The sequence below is a fragment of the Cryobacterium flavum genome (assembly GCF_900103805.1).
Taxonomy (GTDB): domain Bacteria; phylum Actinomycetota; class Actinomycetes; order Actinomycetales; family Microbacteriaceae; genus Cryobacterium; species Cryobacterium flavum.
This window is the reverse complement of sequence record NZ_FNIB01000002.1, coordinates 129,846-147,352: the sequence shown is the minus strand read 5'-3', so window position 1 is coordinate 147,352 and position 17,507 is coordinate 129,846. Positions and strand designations below refer to the sequence as shown.

At 67.5% G+C, this 17,507-nt stretch carries 16 protein-coding genes and 2 pseudogenes; 11 read left to right on the top strand and 7 right to left on the bottom strand.

Features of this window, described 5'->3' with window-relative positions; translation table 11 throughout:
• Position 1: 1 nt before the first annotated feature.
• Positions 2-709, bottom strand: a complete 708-nt coding sequence (locus BLS91_RS02965; RefSeq protein WP_092339077.1) for a GntR family transcriptional regulator — start codon at positions 707-709, stop codon at positions 2-4.
• Positions 697-2,148 (bottom strand): fumarylacetoacetate hydrolase family protein, encoded by a 1,452-nt coding sequence (locus BLS91_RS02960; protein WP_092339075.1) that lies wholly within the window; start codon positions 2,146-2,148, stop codon positions 697-699. Before BLS91_RS02960 ends, BLS91_RS02965 begins: the two co-directional genes overlap by 13 nt.
• 279 nt (positions 2,149-2,427) lie before the next feature.
• On the opposite strand from BLS91_RS02960, the gene BLS91_RS02955 reads away from it, so the two are divergent.
• From BLS91_RS02955 to BLS91_RS02920, 8 genes and pseudogenes are all read left to right on the top strand, one after another.
• Positions 2,428-3,909, top strand: a complete 1,482-nt coding sequence (locus BLS91_RS02955) for an NAD-dependent succinate-semialdehyde dehydrogenase (protein WP_092339073.1) — start codon at positions 2,428-2,430, stop codon at positions 3,907-3,909.
• Between the two features lie 253 nt (positions 3,910-4,162).
• Complete coding sequence (locus BLS91_RS02950) at positions 4,163-4,717, top strand: RNA polymerase sigma factor (RefSeq protein ID WP_233197362.1); 555 nt, start codon at positions 4,163-4,165, stop codon at positions 4,715-4,717.
• Positions 4,704-5,531 (top strand): anti-sigma factor, encoded by an 828-nt coding sequence (locus tag BLS91_RS02945; RefSeq protein WP_092339069.1) that lies wholly within the window; start codon positions 4,704-4,706, stop codon positions 5,529-5,531. Before BLS91_RS02950 ends, BLS91_RS02945 begins: the two co-directional genes overlap by 14 nt.
• Positions 5,532-5,633: 102 nt before the next feature.
• A pseudogene (locus tag BLS91_RS21300) lies at positions 5,634-6,110 on the top strand (DUF4397 domain-containing protein); the annotation flags it as partial.
• A 213-nt stretch (positions 6,111-6,323) separates the two neighbouring features.
• Positions 6,324-6,932 (top strand): annotated as a pseudogene (locus tag BLS91_RS21295) (DUF4397 domain-containing protein); the annotation flags it as partial.
• 86 nt (positions 6,933-7,018) lie between these two features.
• Positions 7,019-7,825, top strand: a complete 807-nt coding sequence (locus tag BLS91_RS02930) for a TrmH family RNA methyltransferase (protein ID WP_092339067.1) — start codon at positions 7,019-7,021, stop codon at positions 7,823-7,825.
• Between the two features lie 66 nt (positions 7,826-7,891).
• Positions 7,892-9,076, top strand: coding sequence for a thiolase family protein (locus tag BLS91_RS02925; RefSeq protein WP_092339065.1), 1,185 nt, complete (start codon positions 7,892-7,894; stop codon positions 9,074-9,076).
• Positions 9,077-9,119: 43 nt separating this feature from the next.
• Positions 9,120-9,902 (top strand): 3-hydroxyacyl-CoA dehydrogenase, encoded by a 783-nt coding sequence (locus BLS91_RS02920; protein ID WP_092339063.1) that lies wholly within the window; start codon positions 9,120-9,122, stop codon positions 9,900-9,902.
• Here BLS91_RS02920 and BLS91_RS02915 read toward each other — a convergent pair.
• Together BLS91_RS02915 and BLS91_RS02910 are read right to left on the bottom strand one after the other, a co-directional pair.
• Complete coding sequence (locus BLS91_RS02915) at positions 9,862-10,206, bottom strand: transcriptional regulator (RefSeq protein WP_092339061.1); 345 nt, start codon at positions 10,204-10,206, stop codon at positions 9,862-9,864. The two genes, BLS91_RS02920 and BLS91_RS02915, sit on opposite strands and share 41 nt — an antisense overlap.
• Positions 10,203-11,054 (bottom strand): hypothetical protein, encoded by an 852-nt coding sequence (locus BLS91_RS02910; RefSeq protein WP_092339059.1) that lies wholly within the window; start codon positions 11,052-11,054, stop codon positions 10,203-10,205. The genes BLS91_RS02915 and BLS91_RS02910 overlap by 4 nt, the downstream gene beginning before the upstream one ends.
• 154 nt (positions 11,055-11,208) lie before the next feature.
• Between BLS91_RS02910 and BLS91_RS02905 the strand changes: the two genes are divergently transcribed.
• The gene (locus BLS91_RS02905) at positions 11,209-11,514 is read left to right on the top strand and encodes a hypothetical protein (RefSeq protein WP_092339057.1); all 306 of its coding nucleotides are present in this window, start codon (positions 11,209-11,211) and stop codon (positions 11,512-11,514) included.
• On the top strand, positions 11,514-11,807 hold the full coding sequence (locus BLS91_RS02900; protein WP_092339055.1) for a hypothetical protein: 294 nt from the start codon (positions 11,514-11,516) through the stop codon (positions 11,805-11,807). The genes BLS91_RS02905 and BLS91_RS02900 overlap by 1 nt, the downstream gene beginning before the upstream one ends.
• On the opposite strand, the gene BLS91_RS02895 is transcribed toward BLS91_RS02900, so the two are convergent.
• Genes BLS91_RS02895 through BLS91_RS02885 form a run of 3 tightly spaced genes read right to left on the bottom strand, consistent with a single transcriptional unit; the run spans position 11,808 to position 15,307 of the window.
• A complete protein-coding gene (locus tag BLS91_RS02895) occupies positions 11,808-12,839 on the bottom strand; it encodes an agmatine deiminase family protein (protein WP_092339053.1) in 1,032 nt (343 codons plus the stop codon).
• The gene (locus tag BLS91_RS02890) at positions 12,836-13,807 is read right to left on the bottom strand and encodes a nitrilase-related carbon-nitrogen hydrolase (protein ID WP_092339051.1); all 972 of its coding nucleotides are present in this window, start codon (positions 13,805-13,807) and stop codon (positions 12,836-12,838) included. Before BLS91_RS02890 ends, BLS91_RS02895 begins: the two co-directional genes overlap by 4 nt.
• Positions 13,808-13,864: 57 nt before the next feature.
• Complete coding sequence (locus tag BLS91_RS02885; protein ID WP_092339050.1) at positions 13,865-15,307, bottom strand: helix-turn-helix domain-containing protein; 1,443 nt, start codon at positions 15,305-15,307, stop codon at positions 13,865-13,867.
• Between the two features lie 178 nt (positions 15,308-15,485).
• Here BLS91_RS02885 and BLS91_RS02880 point away from each other — a divergent pair, with 178 nt between their 5' ends.
• Positions 15,486-17,336, top strand: a complete 1,851-nt coding sequence (locus BLS91_RS02880) for a phosphoenolpyruvate carboxykinase (GTP) (RefSeq protein ID WP_092339048.1) — start codon at positions 15,486-15,488, stop codon at positions 17,334-17,336.
• The last annotated feature ends 171 nt before the right edge of the window (positions 17,337-17,507 follow it).

Here is a 17,507-nt window from a genome sequence, read left to right as displayed (position 1 = left end):
GTCAGGCTCTCTTTCTCGGGGACGGTTCGGATGGTGTGTGGGGGTGATGCGATTTCTGGTACGTGAGGAAGGCATCCAGTGTGCCGGTGCGGTGGGCGCGCGCGGCCAGCTCGAGCGTGAGCGCGTCGGAGCCCGATTCGATCAGCTGCAGCAGGTTTTCGTGCTCCGACACGGAGTCGCGGGCGCGGCCGGGCACAAAGCTGAAGGTCGAGTCGCGCAGCACTTTCATGCGGTTCCACCCGCGGTGCACGAGATCGAGGATGTGCGGGTTCGGGCAGTTCTCAAACAGGATCGAGTGAAAGTCGAGGTTCAGTTCGGTGAACCGGTGTGGGTTCAAGTCTTCGAGGGAGGCGGCCATGGCCTGGTTGACCGAGCGGGCGCGTTCGATGTCGGCGGCCGTGATGAACGGTGCCGACAGCGCGGTCGCGACGCCCTCGACGACACTCAGGGTCTGCATCGTGTAGAGATATTCGGTCTCCTCGAGCATGGCGACCTGCGCGCCGACGTTGCGCTCGAAGGTGACCAGTCCCTCCGCTTCGAGGCGACGGATTGCCTCGCGCACCGGTACGACGCTCACGCCGAGCTCCCTGCCGATTGCGCCCAGGACTAAACGGTAGCCCGGCGTGAACGTTCCGTCGGAGATGCGCGCCTTGACCCACTGATAGGCGAGTTGCGACTTGCTGACCGACGGCGCTGTTACTGCAGCCATTGCTGGTACCGTCCCTTCCACTTCGCGTTCATCGGGTACAGCCCGTCGACGCCCTCGCCGGCGGCGACCATCTCGGCGATGAAGGTTTCCTCGCGCTCCTGCTCGATCGCGTCGGCGACGACCTCCTCGATCAGGTGCGGCGGAATCACCAGGATGCCGTCGGCGTCGCCGACGATCACATCGCCCGGCTGCACGGCCGCGCCGCCGCAGGCGATGGTGAGGTCGGTGTCCCACGGCACATGCTTGCGGCCGAGAACGGCAGGATGCGCGTTGGCGAAGTAGGTGGGCATTTTCAGGGCGGTGACGGCGGCGACGTCGCGCACCCCGCCGTCCGTCACCAGGCCGGCCGCGCCGTTCACCTGGGCGCGGAGGGCGAGGATGTCGCCGACGGTGCCGGTGCCGGTCTCGCCGCGGGCCTCGATCACGAGCACATCGTCGGGGCGGAGGGAGTCGAAGGCGCGCTTTTGCGCGTTGTAGCCGCCGCCATGCGAGATGAAGAGATCCTCCCGGTTGGGAATGAACCGCAGGGTGCGAGCGAGACCGACCAGGCGCACGCTCGGCCGAGTGGACTGGAGCCCGTCGATTGAGACGTTGTTCAGGCCGCGCTTGCGCAGCTGGGAGCTGAGCGTGGCCGTGCCGACCGAGTTGATTTTCGCTTTGAGCTCGTCGGTCAGAAGTGTCTTCGTGGGCAGTCCGGCCGCTTTGGCCGATCCCCACGCCTCGGCCCGTTGCAGATCGTCGATCTTCGGGCCGGCACCGTATTCGGCCATGGCGATCGAGCCGGCGACGACGGGCGTGACCAGTCGCCCGGTGCTGGGCGCGCCGGGCGCGGTGGGGGCATCCACTTCGACCTCGACCACGTCGCCAGGCTGCACGACGGAGGAACCGGCGGGGGTTCCGGTGAGAATCACATCGCCCGGTTCGAGGGTCATCAGCTGGGAGAGGTCGGCGACCAGACGGCCGAACCCGAAGGCCAGGTGCGCCGTGGTGTCGTTCTGCACCAACGCGCCATTGACCCACGTGCGCACCCGGAGGGCATCCGGTTGAATGTCTGTGGCGTTGATCACGGTCGGGCCGAGCGGGGTGAAGCCGTCGCCGCCCTTGGACTTCAGATTTGAGCCCTTGTCGGCGTAGCGCAGGTCGTAGACGCCGAAATCGTTGGCGGCGGTGACGCCGGAGACGGCCGCCCAGCCCTGCTCCGGGGTTACCCGACGGATGCTGTGGCCGATGATCAGGGCGATCTCGCCCTCGAAGGCGAGCAGTTCGGTGCCGGCCGGGCGTTCGATCGGGGTGCCGGAGGCGCTCACCGAGCTGCCGGGCTTCAGGAAGTATGACGGCTGTTCCGGCGTGCGGCCGCGCTGGGCAATGCGGGAGGGATAGTTGAGGTGCAGGGCGATCACCTTGCCGGGGGTGCCGGTGAATGGTGCGGGGTTCTGCATGTGATGTCCTCTCGCTGCGCTACGTGTGTATTTGAAATCATATACGATCAGTCGAAAGATGCAACCCCTTCTTCAGCGTGAGGGTGCGCCGTTACGCCCCAACCGTGCGCCGGTCGACAAGCCGGCCCTAAGGTTCGCGCGTAGCGTGGCCGCGCACCACGCCAGCATGATCGTTTCCGTGATGTTGAGCTGAACCACAAGCGCTCAGCGCCCCTGTTGGTGGGCGCAGCTAGGCTATTACCGTCAGATAGACGGGCAGACAAAGTATTGGGAGATGCAATGACGGTTGTTACCGAAGCGCCAACGAACGAATCCGAGCTGCTCGCTCGCGTCCCGAACCAGCTCTACATCAACGGCAAGTGGGTCGCCGCCACCGGCGGCCGCACCCTCAATGTCACCGACCCGGCCACCGGCCGCGTCATCAAGACCATCGCCGACGCGAGTGTGGCCGACGGCACTGCAGCCCTCGACGCCGCCGACGCCGCCCAGGCCGACTGGGCTGCGACGCCGGCCCGGGTGCGGGGTGAAATTCTGCGCCGCGCCTTCGACCTGCTGCAGGAACGCAAGCAGGAGTTCGCGCTGCTCATGACCATCGAAATGGGCAAGCCGCTGCCCGAGGCGCTCGGCGAGGTCGCCTACGGCGGCGAATTCCTGCGCTGGTTCAGCGAAGAAGCGGTGCGCATCAGCGGCCGCTACGGCACCAACCCCGAGGGCACCGGTCGTATGATCGTCACCCAGCATCCGGTGGGCCCGTGCTTTCTGATCACCCCGTGGAACTTTCCGCTCGCCATGGCGACGCGCAAAATTGCCCCGGCGCTCGCCGCCGGCTGTACCGTCGTCGTCAAGCCGGCCGCGCTCACCCCGCTAACCACCCTGCACTTCGTGGCCCTGCTCGAAGAGGCTGGCCTACCCGCGGGCGTCGTTAACGTCATCACGACGTCGCAGTCCGGCGCGGTGTCCGAACCGATCATCGCCGACCCGCGCCTTCGCAAGCTCAGCTTCACCGGGTCGACCGCGGTCGGCAAGTCGCTGATCAAGCTCTCCGCCGAGAACGTGCTGCGCACCTCGATGGAGCTCGGCGGCAATGCACCGTTCGTCGTCTTCGCCGACGCCGACCTCGACAAGGCCGTCGATGGCGCGCTCATCGCCAAGTTCCGCAACATCGGCCAGGCCTGCACAGCTGCCAACCGCTTCATCGTGCACGAGTCCGTCGCCGCCGAATTCGCCCGCCGCATCACCGAACGCGTTGAAGCGTTCCAGATCGGCCGTGGCACAGAGGCCGGCATTACCATCGGCCCGCTGATCGATGGCAAAGCCGTCGCCAAGGCCGATTCCCTGGTGCAAGACGCCCTCACCCGTGGCGCGACCCTGCTTACCGGCGGCGCCGCCATCGAGCGCGAGGGAACCTTCTATGCGCCCACGGTACTGACCGACGTCAAGGCCGGCAGCGATATTCTGCGCGACGAAATCTTCGGCCCTGTGCTGGCAATCAGCACGTTCACCGACGAAGCGGATGCCGTGCGCCTCGCCAACGACACCGAGTTCGGCTTGATCAGCTATGTGTTCACGACCGATCTCGCGCGCGGCCAGCGCTTGATCGAGAAGCTACAGACCGGCATGATGGGCCTGAACACCGGTGTCGTCTCCAACGCCGCCGCACCGTTCGGCGGCGTCAAGCAGTCCGGCCTCGGCCGCGAGGGCGGGCTCGAGGGAATCCAGGAGTATCTCTCGACGAAGTACACGCTCACGCCGACGCCGTAGAGCCGTGAGCTGCGGCAGGGTGCATCCGTTTCGCCCTCGAGGAGAGAAATAGAGGAGTAAGTGGTTTCCCGCCCCGGGAAGGGCCACAGCAAGCGACGTCGGGTTTGCTGCTGTGGCCCCTTTGCTCGAGCGGGTACCGCAACCGAGTCGAAGGAAACTCACTATGCTGGTGCGCGCGGAGGTTGACACCCGGAGTGTCCGGCCGAAGCGCCCCTGCCCGGTTCGTGTTTCGGCCCGAAGGACCCACACTCACGTGAGCGCACCCACCGACGATGACGCGGCTCTGGCCCGCGCCTTTCAGGACGGTGATGAGCGTGCCCTCGCTGCGGCTTACGCGCGCTGGTCGCCCCTGGTCTTCACGATCGCCGTGCGCTCCCTCGCCAATGCGGCTGACGCCGAGGACGTCACCCAGAAGGTGTTCATTGCCGCCTGGCGGGGGCGATCCGGGTTCGACCCGGCCCGTTCCCGCCTGCCGGCCTGGTTGATCGGAATCACGAGGCATGTGGTCGCCGACACCCACGAGGCCCGTAGCCGACAGCGACGGCTAGAAGAGTCCATCGCGGCGACCATCCCCGCCCATCGGGTCGACGACAGCGTGAGCGTGGTCAACCGGGTGCTGGTCGGCGACGAAATCGACCGGCTTGAACCGGTGCCACGGCAGGTGATGCGCCTGGCCTTTTTCGACGATCTCACCCAGGTGCAGATCGCCGACAGTCTCGGGCTGCCGCTCGGCACGGTCAAGAGCCACATGCGGCGCAGCCTGACCCGCCTCCGCACCCGGCTGGAGGTGTCCGATGACTCCTATTGATGGCGCCCACATTGCCGCGGACGACCTGCACCTGCTCGCTCTGGCCGAACAGGGCGCCAGCGCCGGCGAGCGTGCCCACCTCGCTGCCTGCGCCGAGTGCGCGGAGGAGTACCTCGCCCTGCGGCAGGTCGTGCAACTCGGTCGTGCCGCCGGGTCCGATCCGCTGCTCACGCCGCCGGCGGGTGTCTGGGCGGGGATCCATGCCGAGCTCGGGCTGAGCGATACTGTGCGCAGACCGCCGTCGTTCGCGAGCACCCCTGAGTTGATGGATGCTGCGCCCCCGCCCCGCGCATCCGCTTCGCCGGTCGTCGCGTCCCTGCCGGTCGAATCGACGCCCGAATCGTTGAGCGCGCCAGCACCGGTTCGCCCGCTGCCCCGCCGCCGCTGGGTGCCGTTCGCGGCGGCCGCCGGCGTGATCGGCCTGGTCGGCGGCATCGCCATCGGTGTCGCGAGTACCACCGGCCCGCCGCCCGAGCAGGTCGTGGCCGAAGCAGCCCTGGACGCCCTGCCCGGCTGGACCGCGAGCGGCTCGGCCCGGGTCGAGCAGGCCGCCGACGGCCGCCGCTCGGTTGTGGTCGACCTCGACGCGGCAGCCATCCCGGGCTCGGGCCTGCGCGAGGTCTGGCTGCTCAAAGCGGATGCCTCCAGCCTGGTCAGCATCGGTTTCCTCGACGGTTCCACCGGCCGCTTCACCATCCCGGCGAGCGTCGACCTCACCCAGTACCCGCTGGTCGACGTGTCGGCCGAACCCGCCGACGGCGACCCGGCCCACTCCGGTGACTCGATCGTGCGCGGAGCGCTGCACAGACTCTGATTGCGAAATACTTGCTGCCGATGCATCCGAAACGCGCCCGGCCGGAGAAGTTGTTACCAGGAAGGCACAGCCGCCTTCCGTAACGACCCACTGGAGGTAGCAATGCGCAAGTCCCTCGCCGTCGGAATCTCCGCCGGCCTTCTCGTCGCCCTCGCCGGGCTCGCGCCGGCGCAGGCGGCCGTGCCGGCAGCATCCGCTTCGCCGGGTACGGCATCCGTCTCGGTGCTGCACGCCATTCCCGGGCTGACCCTCGACATCTCGGTCGACGGCCGCGTCGTCGTCGACGACTTCATGCCGGGAACCCTGCTCGGCCCGCTGAAGATCGCGGCCGGCACCCACACCGTCGACATCTCCGCGTCGAACCCGCTCGAGGTGGGCGTGGGCGCGAACGGCGTTCCGCTGCCCGCGATTGCGATCAGTGGTTCAACCACCGTGACGGTCACGGCCAATCGAAGCTTCACGGCCGTGGCCCACCTGAGTGACGCCGGCCTCCCCACCGCCACCTTGTTCAACGACGACACCACGCCGCTGGCGCCCGGGCAGGGTCGCCTGACAGTGCGGCACGTTGCGGCCGCACCCGCCGTTGACGTGCTCGCGAACGGCGCGGTCGCCGTCGCCGGCCTGACCAACCCGTCGCAGGCCGTGCTCGACCTGCCGGTCGGCTCAATCAGCGCCGTCGTTGCCGCCGCCGGAACCACCGCGCCGCTGCTCGGCCCGGCCGACGTCACGATCGCCCCGCGCACCAACACCATCGTCTATGCCTGGGGGAGTCTCGCCGACAGCAACCTCGCATTGTTCGTGCAGACGGTGCGCACGCGGGCCGCAGCGCCGGCATCCGTTTCGGTGCTGCACGCCATTCCGGGCGTCATGGTCGACGTCTACGTCGACAACACCAAGGTCATCGACGACTTCGAACCCGGCACCCTTACGAAGACGTTCCGAATTCCGGCCGGCAGCTACACCCTCGCCATCACCGCAGCGGATGCCCCCGACGCGAGCGCTCCGGTGATCGGCCCGGTCGATCTCGTGGTTGCGTCCGGTATGAACTACACGGCTGTCGCCCACCTGAGTGAGGCCGGAGTTCCGACCGCTGCCCTGTTCACCAACGACACCTCGGCGCCCGGCGCCGGCCAGGGTCGGCTCACGGTTCGTCACGTCGCGGCCGCACCCGCCGTGGACGTGCTGGCCAACGGCGCCCCGGCCATCACCGGTCTGACCAATCCGAACGAGTCAGTGCTCGTGCTGCCGGTCGGCACCATCTCGGCTGCGGTTGCCGCTGCCGGAACGACCGCAGCGCTCATCGGCCCGGCCGATGTGGTCATCGCCAAGAGAACCAACACGATCGTCTACGCCTGGGGCAGTCTCGCCGACGGTACCCTCGCGCTCGCCGTGCAGACGGTGGCCACAAAGTAATCCGAGCCGCACGTGCAGCAGAACTCCCGCAGGCTTCGGCCTGCGGGAGTTCTGCCTTTCACTAGACTTTGCGGATGCCCCTGATCGCGATCGACGACCTGAGCGACCCGCGACTTGTCGACTACGCCCACTTCACTGATGTCGCGCTCAAGAAGGCCCGCGGCACCGAGCACGGCCTCTACATCGCCGAATCGGCCCTTGTGCTTGAGCGCGCGCTGCGCGCAGGTCACATTCCGCGGTCGGTGCTGGCGCTCGGCAATACGGCTGATGAAGCACTCGCGGTGCTCGGCGACTACGCGGCCGAGGTTCCGGTGTTCGTCGGCCCAGGAGAAATGCTCGCCGACCTCACCGGGTACATTCTGCATCGCGGCCTGATCGCGTCGATGAACCGGCCCGCGCTGCCCAGCGCCGACACCCTGCTAGCCGGTGCGCGCCGCATCGTGATCCTCGAAAACGTCTCGGACCCGACCAACGTCGGCGCCATCTTCCGCTCGGCCGGTGCCATTGGAGCGGATGCAATTCTGGTCACACCGCGCTGCTCCGACCCGTTCTACCGCCGCGCCATTCGCGTGTCGATGGGCACGGTGCTGCAGGTGCCGTGGACCCGCGTCGGGGACTGGACCGACACCCGCGCTCTGCTCACCCGGCACGGCTTTCACGTGGCCGCCCTCGCGCTGACGCCCGATGCGGTCAGCCTGCGCGACTTCGACGGCACCAGCCACGAGCGCCTGGCCCTGCTGCTCGGCGCCGAGGGGGAGGGGCTCACGCCCGATGCGCTCGCCGCGTCGGACAGCGTCGTGCAGATTCCGATGAAGCACGGCATCGACTCGCTCAACGTCGCCGCAGCGAGCGCCGTCGCGATGTGGGCGCTGTCCGGGTAACGCTCGGCGGGCATCCGCTCACCGGCCGGTGGGCACGCGCCCGCCGAGCGGGCCTAGGCTGGGGTCATGAGCAATGAGGCTGTCATCATCGACGTTCTGCGCACCCCCTCGGGCCGGGGTAAGCCCGGGGGAGCCCTCGACGGCATCCATCCGGCCGACCTCCTGGCCACCGTGCTGCACGAACTGGTCAACCGTAACAACCTCGACCCGGCACTGATCGACGACGTCATCGGCGGCTGCGTCAGCCAGGCCGGAGAACAGGGGAACAACGTGACCCGCACCGCCCTGCTCAGCGCCGGATTTCCGCACACCGTACCCGGCACCACCATCGACCGCCAGTGCGGGTCCAGCCAGCAGGCCGCCACCTTTGCCGCCCAGGCCGTGATGAGCGGCAACGCCGACGTCGTCATCGCCTGCGGCGTTGAATCGATGAGCCGGGTGCCGCTCGGTTCCACGGCTGGCGGACAGGACCCGTTCGGCACCCTCATGCACGAGCGTTACCCCGACGGCCTGGTCAACCAGGGAGTGTCCGCAGAGCTCATCAACCAGAAATGGAATCTCGGCCGCGACGCCCTCGACAACTACGCGGCCCGCTCGCACCGGCTCGCCGCAGCGGCCGCCGAACGAGGCGACTTCGGTGGCGAAATCGTGGCCGTCACCCGGCCAGACGGCAGCGTCTTCAGCGAGGACGAAACCATCCGCCCCGGCACCTCGCACGCCAGGCTCGCCGGCCTGCGCCCCGCCTATCGCACCGACGCGCTCGCCGCCCGGTTTCCGAAGCTTGGCTGGCATGTCACGGCCGGCAACTCGTCCCCGCTCACCGACGGCGCCTCGGCGACCCTGATTATGAGCGCCAAGCGGGCCGCGCAGCTCGGCCTGAACCCCCGCGCCCGCTTCCATAGCTTCACCGTTGTGGGAAGCGATCCGATGCTCATGCTGACCGGCGTGATTCCGGCGACCCAGCGCATCCTCGCGCGGGCTGGCCTCGGCATCGACGACATCGACGCCTACGAGATCAACGAGGCGTTCGCGAGCGTGCCGCTGGCCTGGCTGCGCGAGACTGGTGCTGATCCCGACTGCCTCAACCCGCGCGGCGGTGCCATCGCCCTCGGCCACGCGCTCGGTTCCTCGGGCACCCGACTGCTTGGCACCCTGCTCAACCACCTCGAAATGACCGGCGGTCGTTGGGGCCTGCAGGCCATGTGCGAGGGCGGCGGCATGGCCAATGCCACCCTGATTGAGCGGCTCTAATGCGCGATTTCGCGATTGTCACACCTTTGATGGAAAGGCTCTAATGCAGATTGACGGATGCTCCGCCCTCATTACCGGAGGCGCCTCCGGCCTCGGCTTGGCCTGCGTTCGCACGCTGCACGAGGCCGGAGCCTTCGTGGTGCTGCTCGATCTGCCGGGCGCGCCCGGCGAACAAATCGCGGCCTCCCTGGGCGACCGCGCCCAGTTCGTAGCTGGCGACGTCACGAGCGCGGGCGACGTGCAGAGTGCCGTCGACGCCGCAGTGGTGCACGGGCCGCTGCGCATCGTGATCAACTGTGCCGGCATTGCGCCCGGCGCTCGCACGGTCGGCCGCGACGGCCCACTGCCGCTCGAGGACTTTGAGCGGGCCATCCGCATCAACCTCGTCGGTACCTTCAACGTCGTGCGCTTGGCCGCCGCCGCAATGCAACGCACCGAACCCGCGGGCAACCAGGACCGTCAGGGCGGCGCTGAACGCGGCGTCATCGTGAACACGGCCTCCGTCGCCGCATTCGACGGTCAGATCGGGCAGGCTGCCTATGCCGCGTCCAAGGGCGGCGTCGCAGCGATGACCCTGCCGCTGGCTCGCGAATTCGCGCAGAGCCTGATTCGGGTGATGTCGATTGCACCCGGCATCTTCGACACCCCCATGCTGCAGGGGCTGCCGCAGCCGGTGCGGGACTCCCTCGGCGCCCAGGTGCCGCATCCCTCCCGGCTCGGTGACCCGACTGAGTTTGCTTTCCTGGTGCGGCATATCATCGAGAATCCCATGCTCAATGGAGAAACTATCCGTCTTGACGGGGCGATTCGGATGCAGCCGAAGTAGTCAGCCCGCCGGCGATGGCCTGCAGGGCGCTGACGTGCACGCGCATGGCTGCCCGGCCACTTAGGGTCGCCCGAAGCCAGGTGCGCGGACGGTTGGCCACGTATCCCTTGCGCACGCCAACATAGCCCGCCGCCCTAAGGGTCGCGATGGCCTTGCTGAGCGCCGAATCGTCGGTCTCGAGCAACTGACGCAGCGTCGCGAAGTCGATCTCGGCTTCAGGCCCGAGCGCGGCCATGAGCGAGAAGCGCAGGGGGGTCAGCAGCGCGTCGTCGAGCCCATGCCGCGGATGGCGCCGCTCGGTCATGACCGTGCGCCGCGAACGGCCGCGACCACCAGCGGCGCGGCCACGGGCATTCCTCCGACCACGCCGACCAGCGGCGTGTTCCACGGGGTGCGGGCGAGCACGACGGCCAGGGTGACCAGCAGGGTGAACGAGAGGGCGTAGGCGGTCCATTCGCGGGTGCTCCACGCGGCTCCGAGGCTGGGCAGTCCCCAGCGGGACGAGAACAGGGCGAGCAGCACGATCAACACGGTGATGAGGCCGAGACCGGTGAGAGCGAACCCGTTGAAGGCCGCGAGCATGCCGGTGAGTCCGAGATAGAGGCCGAGACTCGCGGTCATGATCCGGGCGGGCCGGCCCGGTTCGGTGTGTGCGACCGTCGTAGCTGGCGGGTCCGCCCGGCGGGCCGATTTCAGGCCCAACCAGACCATTGGAACGGCCGGTGCGGCGGCAGCGACGAGGTTGAAGCCCCATGGATAGCTCACGCCGAAAACACTCAGCACGGCAAGAGCGAGGAACGGAATCAGCCCAATCAGGGTGAAGACGAGGGAAGGCCGATGCGCGCGCAGAACGCGCACCCGATCGCGCACTCCCATGACCAGCTGCGTGAGTACGAGAAAGGGAATGAGTAAGACGTTGGCGTAGGCATAGCCGCCAGATGCTGCTCCCGACACAGCCTCCTGCGTCTGGTTGCCGAACAGCAGCAGGAATGCGCTGATGTAGATTAACATCGCAGCCGCGATACCGCACTGCGTCCGGGCCAATACCCGACGGTCGACAGCGCCGTCGGCCCGGGCGCTCGCGACGGCGCCGGCCTCGAGCAAGCGCGCGGCTCCCGCTGCATCGAGACGGTCCGTGTCGTTCGGCTTCATGGTGGTTCCTCGCTTCACGCCGGTGCAGCGAGCGGGTGCCGCGCCATGGCTCTGCTGGAAGGCTAGCAGGTACTTTCCAAATAGAAAGTAACGCGTGACCGGCGTTACCCTGCGGTTAGGCTTGTAGAAACGACTCGTCAGGGGGCACGACCGCATGGCAGTGATATTCGGCGCGATTTTCGTTTTGTCCGGGTTCGCCTGTGGCATCGTTTACGCGGTCTGGCTGTCCCGCGCCAACTCCGGGGTCGTGATTCCGCTGATGCGCACGGCCCCGACCCAGCCACGGGCATCCACTTTGTTGAATATCGGTGCGGTCGTCCTGGTGATCTGGGGTGCCAACCTCATGACGGCCGAGGTCGGCCCCTGGGCGTTCGTGCTGCTCATCATCGCCGTTCTGGTGCCGTTCAACCTCGTGCGGTTCTGGCATAATCGGCAGGTCGCTGCAGGCGTACAGCGCTGATGGAGCTTCTGCTCGGCGTCGTTCTCATTGCTATCTCGACGGCCCTCGGTCTCGTGGAAGCCTCGAGGATATCGGGGCCGAACCGTGGCTCGGGAACCTTCGTGAAATTCAAGGGGCGCCAGCGGCTTCCAGCATTGGTCTGGAGAATGCTCCAGATCGCACTCCTGGTCTCCGGCGTCGGGATCCTGCAGAACGAGCTTGGTGGGTGGGCCTATCTGATTTTCGGTATCGTTCTCGTTCTGCCGCTCATCTTCGGCTTGTGGCGCAACGCGCGTCGGCCGGCTGACGCCTGATCAGGCCCGCAGTGCAGACGGCTGCTGCTGCGTGATGCAGTGGATGCCGCCGCCGCGCGCGAACAACGGCCGCGCGTCGACCGACACGACCCGTCGCCCCGGGTAAGCGGCGGCGAGCAGGTCGCGGGCTATGGCATCGGCCCGTTCCTCACCGAAGCTGCAGGCAATGACGCCGCCGTTGACCACGAGGTGGTTGACGTAGTTGTAGTCGACGAAGCCCTCGTCGTCGCGCAGCACGGCGGGCGCCGGCAGATCGATAATGGTGAACGAGCGCCCGGCCGCATCGTGTTCGGCGGCCAGGAGGGCCCGGAAATCGCGGGTCAGCGGGTAGTCGGGATGCCCTGGATCGTTCTGCGCGTGCAGCAGAATCGTGCCCGGCGACGAGATCGTGGCGACCATATCGATGTGCCCGCGGGTGCCGAACCGGGCTTGGTCGCGGGTGAGACCGCGCGGCAGCCAGACGACGTGCTCGGCACCGATCGTGCGGCGGAATTCTGCTTCGACGTCGGCGGTCGTGGTGCCGGGGTTACGTCCGGGGTCAAGCTGCACGCTCTCCGTCGCCAGCACTGTGCCCGCGCCGTCGACGTGGATGCCGCCGCCCTCGTTCACGAGCGACGACGTTACGAGGGCTGCGCCGGCGGCATCCGCTACAAACCGACCGACCGACTCGTCTTTGTCCCAGCTGGCCCAGTCCTGGCCGCCCCAGCCGTTGAAGGTCCAGTCGACGGCGCCGAGCTGGCCATCCGCGTCGTGCACGAAGCTCGGACCGATGTCGCGCATCCAACTGTCGTTCAGCTCGGCTTCCACGACCTCGATCTCGCTACTCAGATAGCGGACAGCGTCGGCGCGGGCGGCCGGGTCGACGACCATGGTCACCGGCTCGAAGTCGGCGATCGCATGGGCGACGGCGGTCCAGGTGCGGCGTGCCTCGTGCGCGTCGGCTGCGGTGTCCCCGAGGGTGTAGCCGCCAGCCGGAAAAGCCATCCAGACCCGGTCCTGCGGCGCGGGTTCGGCCGGCATGCGCCAGGTCATGCGCGCGCCGATCCAAACGGATGCGCCGGGTCGACCGCCGCCGTCAGCGCCGCGTAGCTGTCGGGCCGGCGGGTGGACAGGAATGGGAACAGGGTGAGCCACTCCTCGCGCTGCGTCAGATCGAGGTCGGCCACGAGCGCCACGGATTCGCCGCGCGGTGCCTGCACCAGCACGCGTCCGAACGGATCGGAGATGAACGAGGAACCGTAAAAGGTGAGGTCGCCCTCGTCGCCGTGCCGGTTGGGCACGACCATGAACAGTCCGCTGGTGATGCCGTTGGCCACGATGACCTGCTGCCAGATCGGCTGGGTGTCGAACTTCGGAAAAAGCGGCTCAGAGCCGATCGCGGTGGGGTAGGCGAGAATCTCGGCACCGCCGAGCCCGTACAGTCGGGAGACTTCGGGAAACCATTCGTCCCAGCAGGTCGGCAGGCCGAGGCGGGAACCCGCCACCTCGTAGACCGGGTAGGCGTCTTCGGCGGGACCCGGCCGAAAATAGGTGTCCTCGTAGTACCCCGCCGTGACCGGAATGTGCGTTTTGCGGGTGCGGCCGAGCAGCTCGCCGGTCGGCGATACGAGAATGGCCGTGTTGTAGCCGCGCGGGTCGTTCGGTTCGTCGGTGTCAGCCGGCCGTTCGAACAGGGACGCGTGCACGATGACATTGTGCAGCCGCGCCTGGGCCGCGGCGAATTCGTAGGTGGGGCCGGTCAGGAGCGGCTCGGAATCCGCTTTGGGAATTCCTGTAGCCCGCACGTTGCCGGGGTATTTGCTGAGGGTCAGTTCGGGCAGAAAGACGATGCGCGCGCCGGCTTCAGCCGCCAAACGGATGCCGTCGGCCAGCTCTGTCTCGAGCGTCGCCGCCTCGGCGTGCCAGCGATGCTGCACGAGGCCGACGCGCAGGGGGAGGCGGTCGGGCTCGCTGGCCCGGGTGGGCGACGCGGGGCTGGACGGGGCCTCGATCAGGCGCATGCGGTTCTCCTGTGAACTCTAAGCGGTCAACTACCTGCTTCAAACTATATGGTCCCGTTACTCCGCGGCGTGCGCCTCCAGAAACGCGTACACCTCGGAGTCGTCGACACCCGGAAACGTGCCGGACGGCAACGGCGACAGAACGTGCGCGTGCAGCCGGGCGCTCGGCCAGGCCCGGCCGGCCCAGCGCGCGGCGGCATCCGAGTTGGGGCGGCGGCAGCATGACTCGTCTGGACAGCGTGACACCGTGCGTTGGGTGGTCTCGCGCCCGCGAAACCACTTGGCCTGCGCGAACGGAACGCCGACGCTGATCGAGAACTCGCCGGCATCCGTTGACCCGGTCTGGGTGGCCGACCAGAACGTGCCGGCGGGGGTGTCGGTGTACTGGTAGAACTCGGTGGTGCGGTTGGTGTGGGTGAAGGCGCTGCGGGCGCTCCACTGCTTGCAGACGTACTGGCCCTCGATCGACCCGGTGACGTCGACCGGAAACGGTAGGTCGTCGTTTTCGTACCCCTTCTGCAGGGCGCCGTCGCCGTTGACCCGCAGAAAGTGCAGCGTCATGTCGAGGTGACTCGTGGCGAGGTTGGTCAGGCGCAACGCTGCCGCCTCGTGGGTGACGCCGAAGGTGTCGCGAAAGTCCTCGACCGACAGCTCGCGTTCCTGCTTGGCGTTGGAGAGAAAGGCGACGGATGCCTCGCGCGGCATCAAACACGCCGCCGCGAAATAGTTGATCTCAAGTCGTTGCCACAGGAACTCGGCGTAGCTGCCCGGCCGTTCGTGCCCGAGCAACCGGTGGCCCATCGCCTGCAACGCCATCGACCGCAGTCCGTGCCCGCCGGGAATCGAGGCCGGCGGCAGGTAGATGCGGCCGTTGGCGAGGTCGGTGACCGACCGGGTGGAGTTGGGCAGATCGTTCACGTAGATCAGGTTGAAACCGAGCTGATCGGCCATAACGCTCACCTCGCGGTGCGTGAGCGCGCCGGAGATGTGGCCGCTCGCGCGCACCCGTTCCTCCACGAGCTCTTCGATGGCCGGCAGGTAGTTGCCCTGCTCGCGCATCCGCTCGCGCAATTCCGTATTGGCGCGGCGGGCCTCCTCCGGGGTGGCGATGGCCTCGCTGGCCCGGCGGGACAGCTCGCGGTGCAGGCCGAGCAGCGATTCGATCGCGGGCAGCGGCATCCCCTTGGTCACTTTCACGACCGGCAGGCCGAGCGCGCCGTAGAGCGGATTCTTCTGCGCCCGGTCGAGTTCGATCTCGAGCGCCGCCCGATTGTTCGGCGCTTCCCGGCGCAGCAGCTCGGCCAGGTCGACCGACAGCGCGGTCGCGAGTTCCTGCAGCGTCGAGAGTTTCGGCTCCCGGCGGCCGTTCTCGATCAGTGACAGCTGGCTGCCCGCGAGACTGACCCGCTCACCGAGTTGGTCGAGCGTGAGGCCGCGTTCGCTTCGAAAATGGCGGATGCGATGGCCGAGGGTGATCAGATCAGAAGCTTGAGGCGACATTCCTTAACAATATCTAAAGAATGAACATTCTTAACTGGCAATATCGCCGGTTCTCGTCTGCAGAGGGGAGCATCCTTGATTTGTGGCCGAAATTATGGCCGTACGCAACGTCAAGTAAGCAACGCAGCCCGACGTTCCATAAATTTGCACCTACCCGAACAACCGGAAAGGCCAGAATATGACTCTCACAAACTCTTCCCTCCAGACCAACGGGGATGCGTACCCGTCGCGTACGGGCAGCACCGACCCCAACCTGCAGGCTTGGGTCGATGAGGTTGCTCGCCTGACCGAACCCGACGCCATCGTCTGGTGCGACGGTTCCAAGCGCGAGGCCAACGAGCTCTCCAAACTGCTCGTTACTTCAGGCCAGCTCATCCGTCTCAACCCGGAATGGCGCCCGAACAGCTTCCTCGCCCGCACCAACCCGAAGGACGTTGCCCGCGTCGAGAACCGCACCTTCATCTGCTCCAACGATGAAGCGGATGCCGGCCCCACCAACAACTGGGCCGAACCGTCGGCCATGCGCGCCGAACTGCGCGGCGTCTTCGCGGGCAGTATGCGCGGTCGCACCATGTACATCGTGCCGTTCTCGATGGGCCCGCTCGGCGGCCCCATCTCGCAGCTCGGCGTCGAGATCACCGATTCCCCCTACGTCGTGCTCAATATGGGCATCATGACCCGCATGGGCGAGACCGTACTGACCATGATCGAAGATGGCGACCCGTGGGTGCACACCGTGCACAGCGTCGGCTACCCGCTCGTTGACGCGTCGGGTATCACCCGTCCCGACATCGAATGGCCCTGCAACGACGACAAGTACATCGTGCAGTTCCCCGACACCCGCGAGGTCTGGTCCTACGGTTCCGGCTACGGCGGAAACGCCCTGCTCTCGAAGAAGTCCTTCGCCCTGCGTATCGCGTCGGTCATGGGCCGCGACGAGGGCTGGCTGGCCGAGCACATGCTGCTCATCAAGCTGATCTCGCCGGAGGGCGGCGTGTTCCACGTGGCCGCCGCGTTCCCGTCGGCCTGTGGCAAGACGAACCTGTCGATGCTGCGCCCGACCGTTCCCGGCTGGACGGTCGAGACCATCGGCGACGACATCGCATGGCTGCGTCAGGGCGAAGACGGCCGTCTCTGGGCCATCAATCCAGAGGCCGGCTTCTTCGGAGTCGCCCCCGGAACCGGTGAAACCACCAACCCGACCGCCGTCTCCACCATGTGGGGCAACACCATCTTCACCAACGTCGCCCTGCGCGACGACGGAGATGTCTGGTGGGAAGGCCTCACCGACAAGGCTCCCGAGCACCTGATCGACTGGCAGGGCAAGGACTGGACGCCCGACTCCGGCCGTACCGCCGCCCACCCGAACTCCCGCTTCACCGTTGCGGCCGCCCAGTGCCCGTCGATCGCCGACGACTGGGAAGCTGCTGGCGGCGTGCCGATCGACGCCATCGTCTTCGGCGGCCGTCGCGCCACCAACGTTCCGCTGGTGGCGCAGGCCCGCAGCTGGAAGCACGGCGTGTTCATGGGCGCGACGATCTCGTCCGAGAAGACTGCCGCTGCTGACGGCATCGTCGGCGAGCTGCGCCGCGACCCGTTCGCGATGCTCCCGTTCTGCGGCTACAACATGGCCGACTACTGGGGTCACTGGCTCAAGGTCGGCAAGGAACTCGGCACCAACGCCCCGGCGATCTTCCAGGTGAACTGGTTCCGCAAAGGCCCCGATGGCAGCTTCATATGGCCCGGATTCGGCGAGAACTCGCGGGTTCTGGAGTGGATGATTCGCCGCATTCAGGGCCGCATCGACGCCGTCGACACCCCGATCGGCCTGCTCCCGGCCGAGGACGGCCTGAACCTCGACGGTCTCGACCTGTCCAAGGAAGCCGTCGACCAGCTCTTCGCCATCGACAAGACCAGCTGGCTCGCCGAGTGCGACTTGACCGAGGAGTACTTCGACAAGTTCGGCGACAAGGTGCCGCCGGCACTGCGCGCCGAGCTCGCGAGCGTGCGTTACCACCTCAAGGACTAGTCCCGGCAGCGCGAAACGGCCCCGCCACCCCTGGTGGCGGGGCGGCTTCGCGTCCCCACCGCGGTCGGGGCCCGGGCCCCGTCCCTGGGCCCAGTTTATAAACTGGGCCCAGGGACGTAAGGTGGGCCCCACCACGGGGATGCTCGTCAGCACGCCGCCTCGCTCGACGAC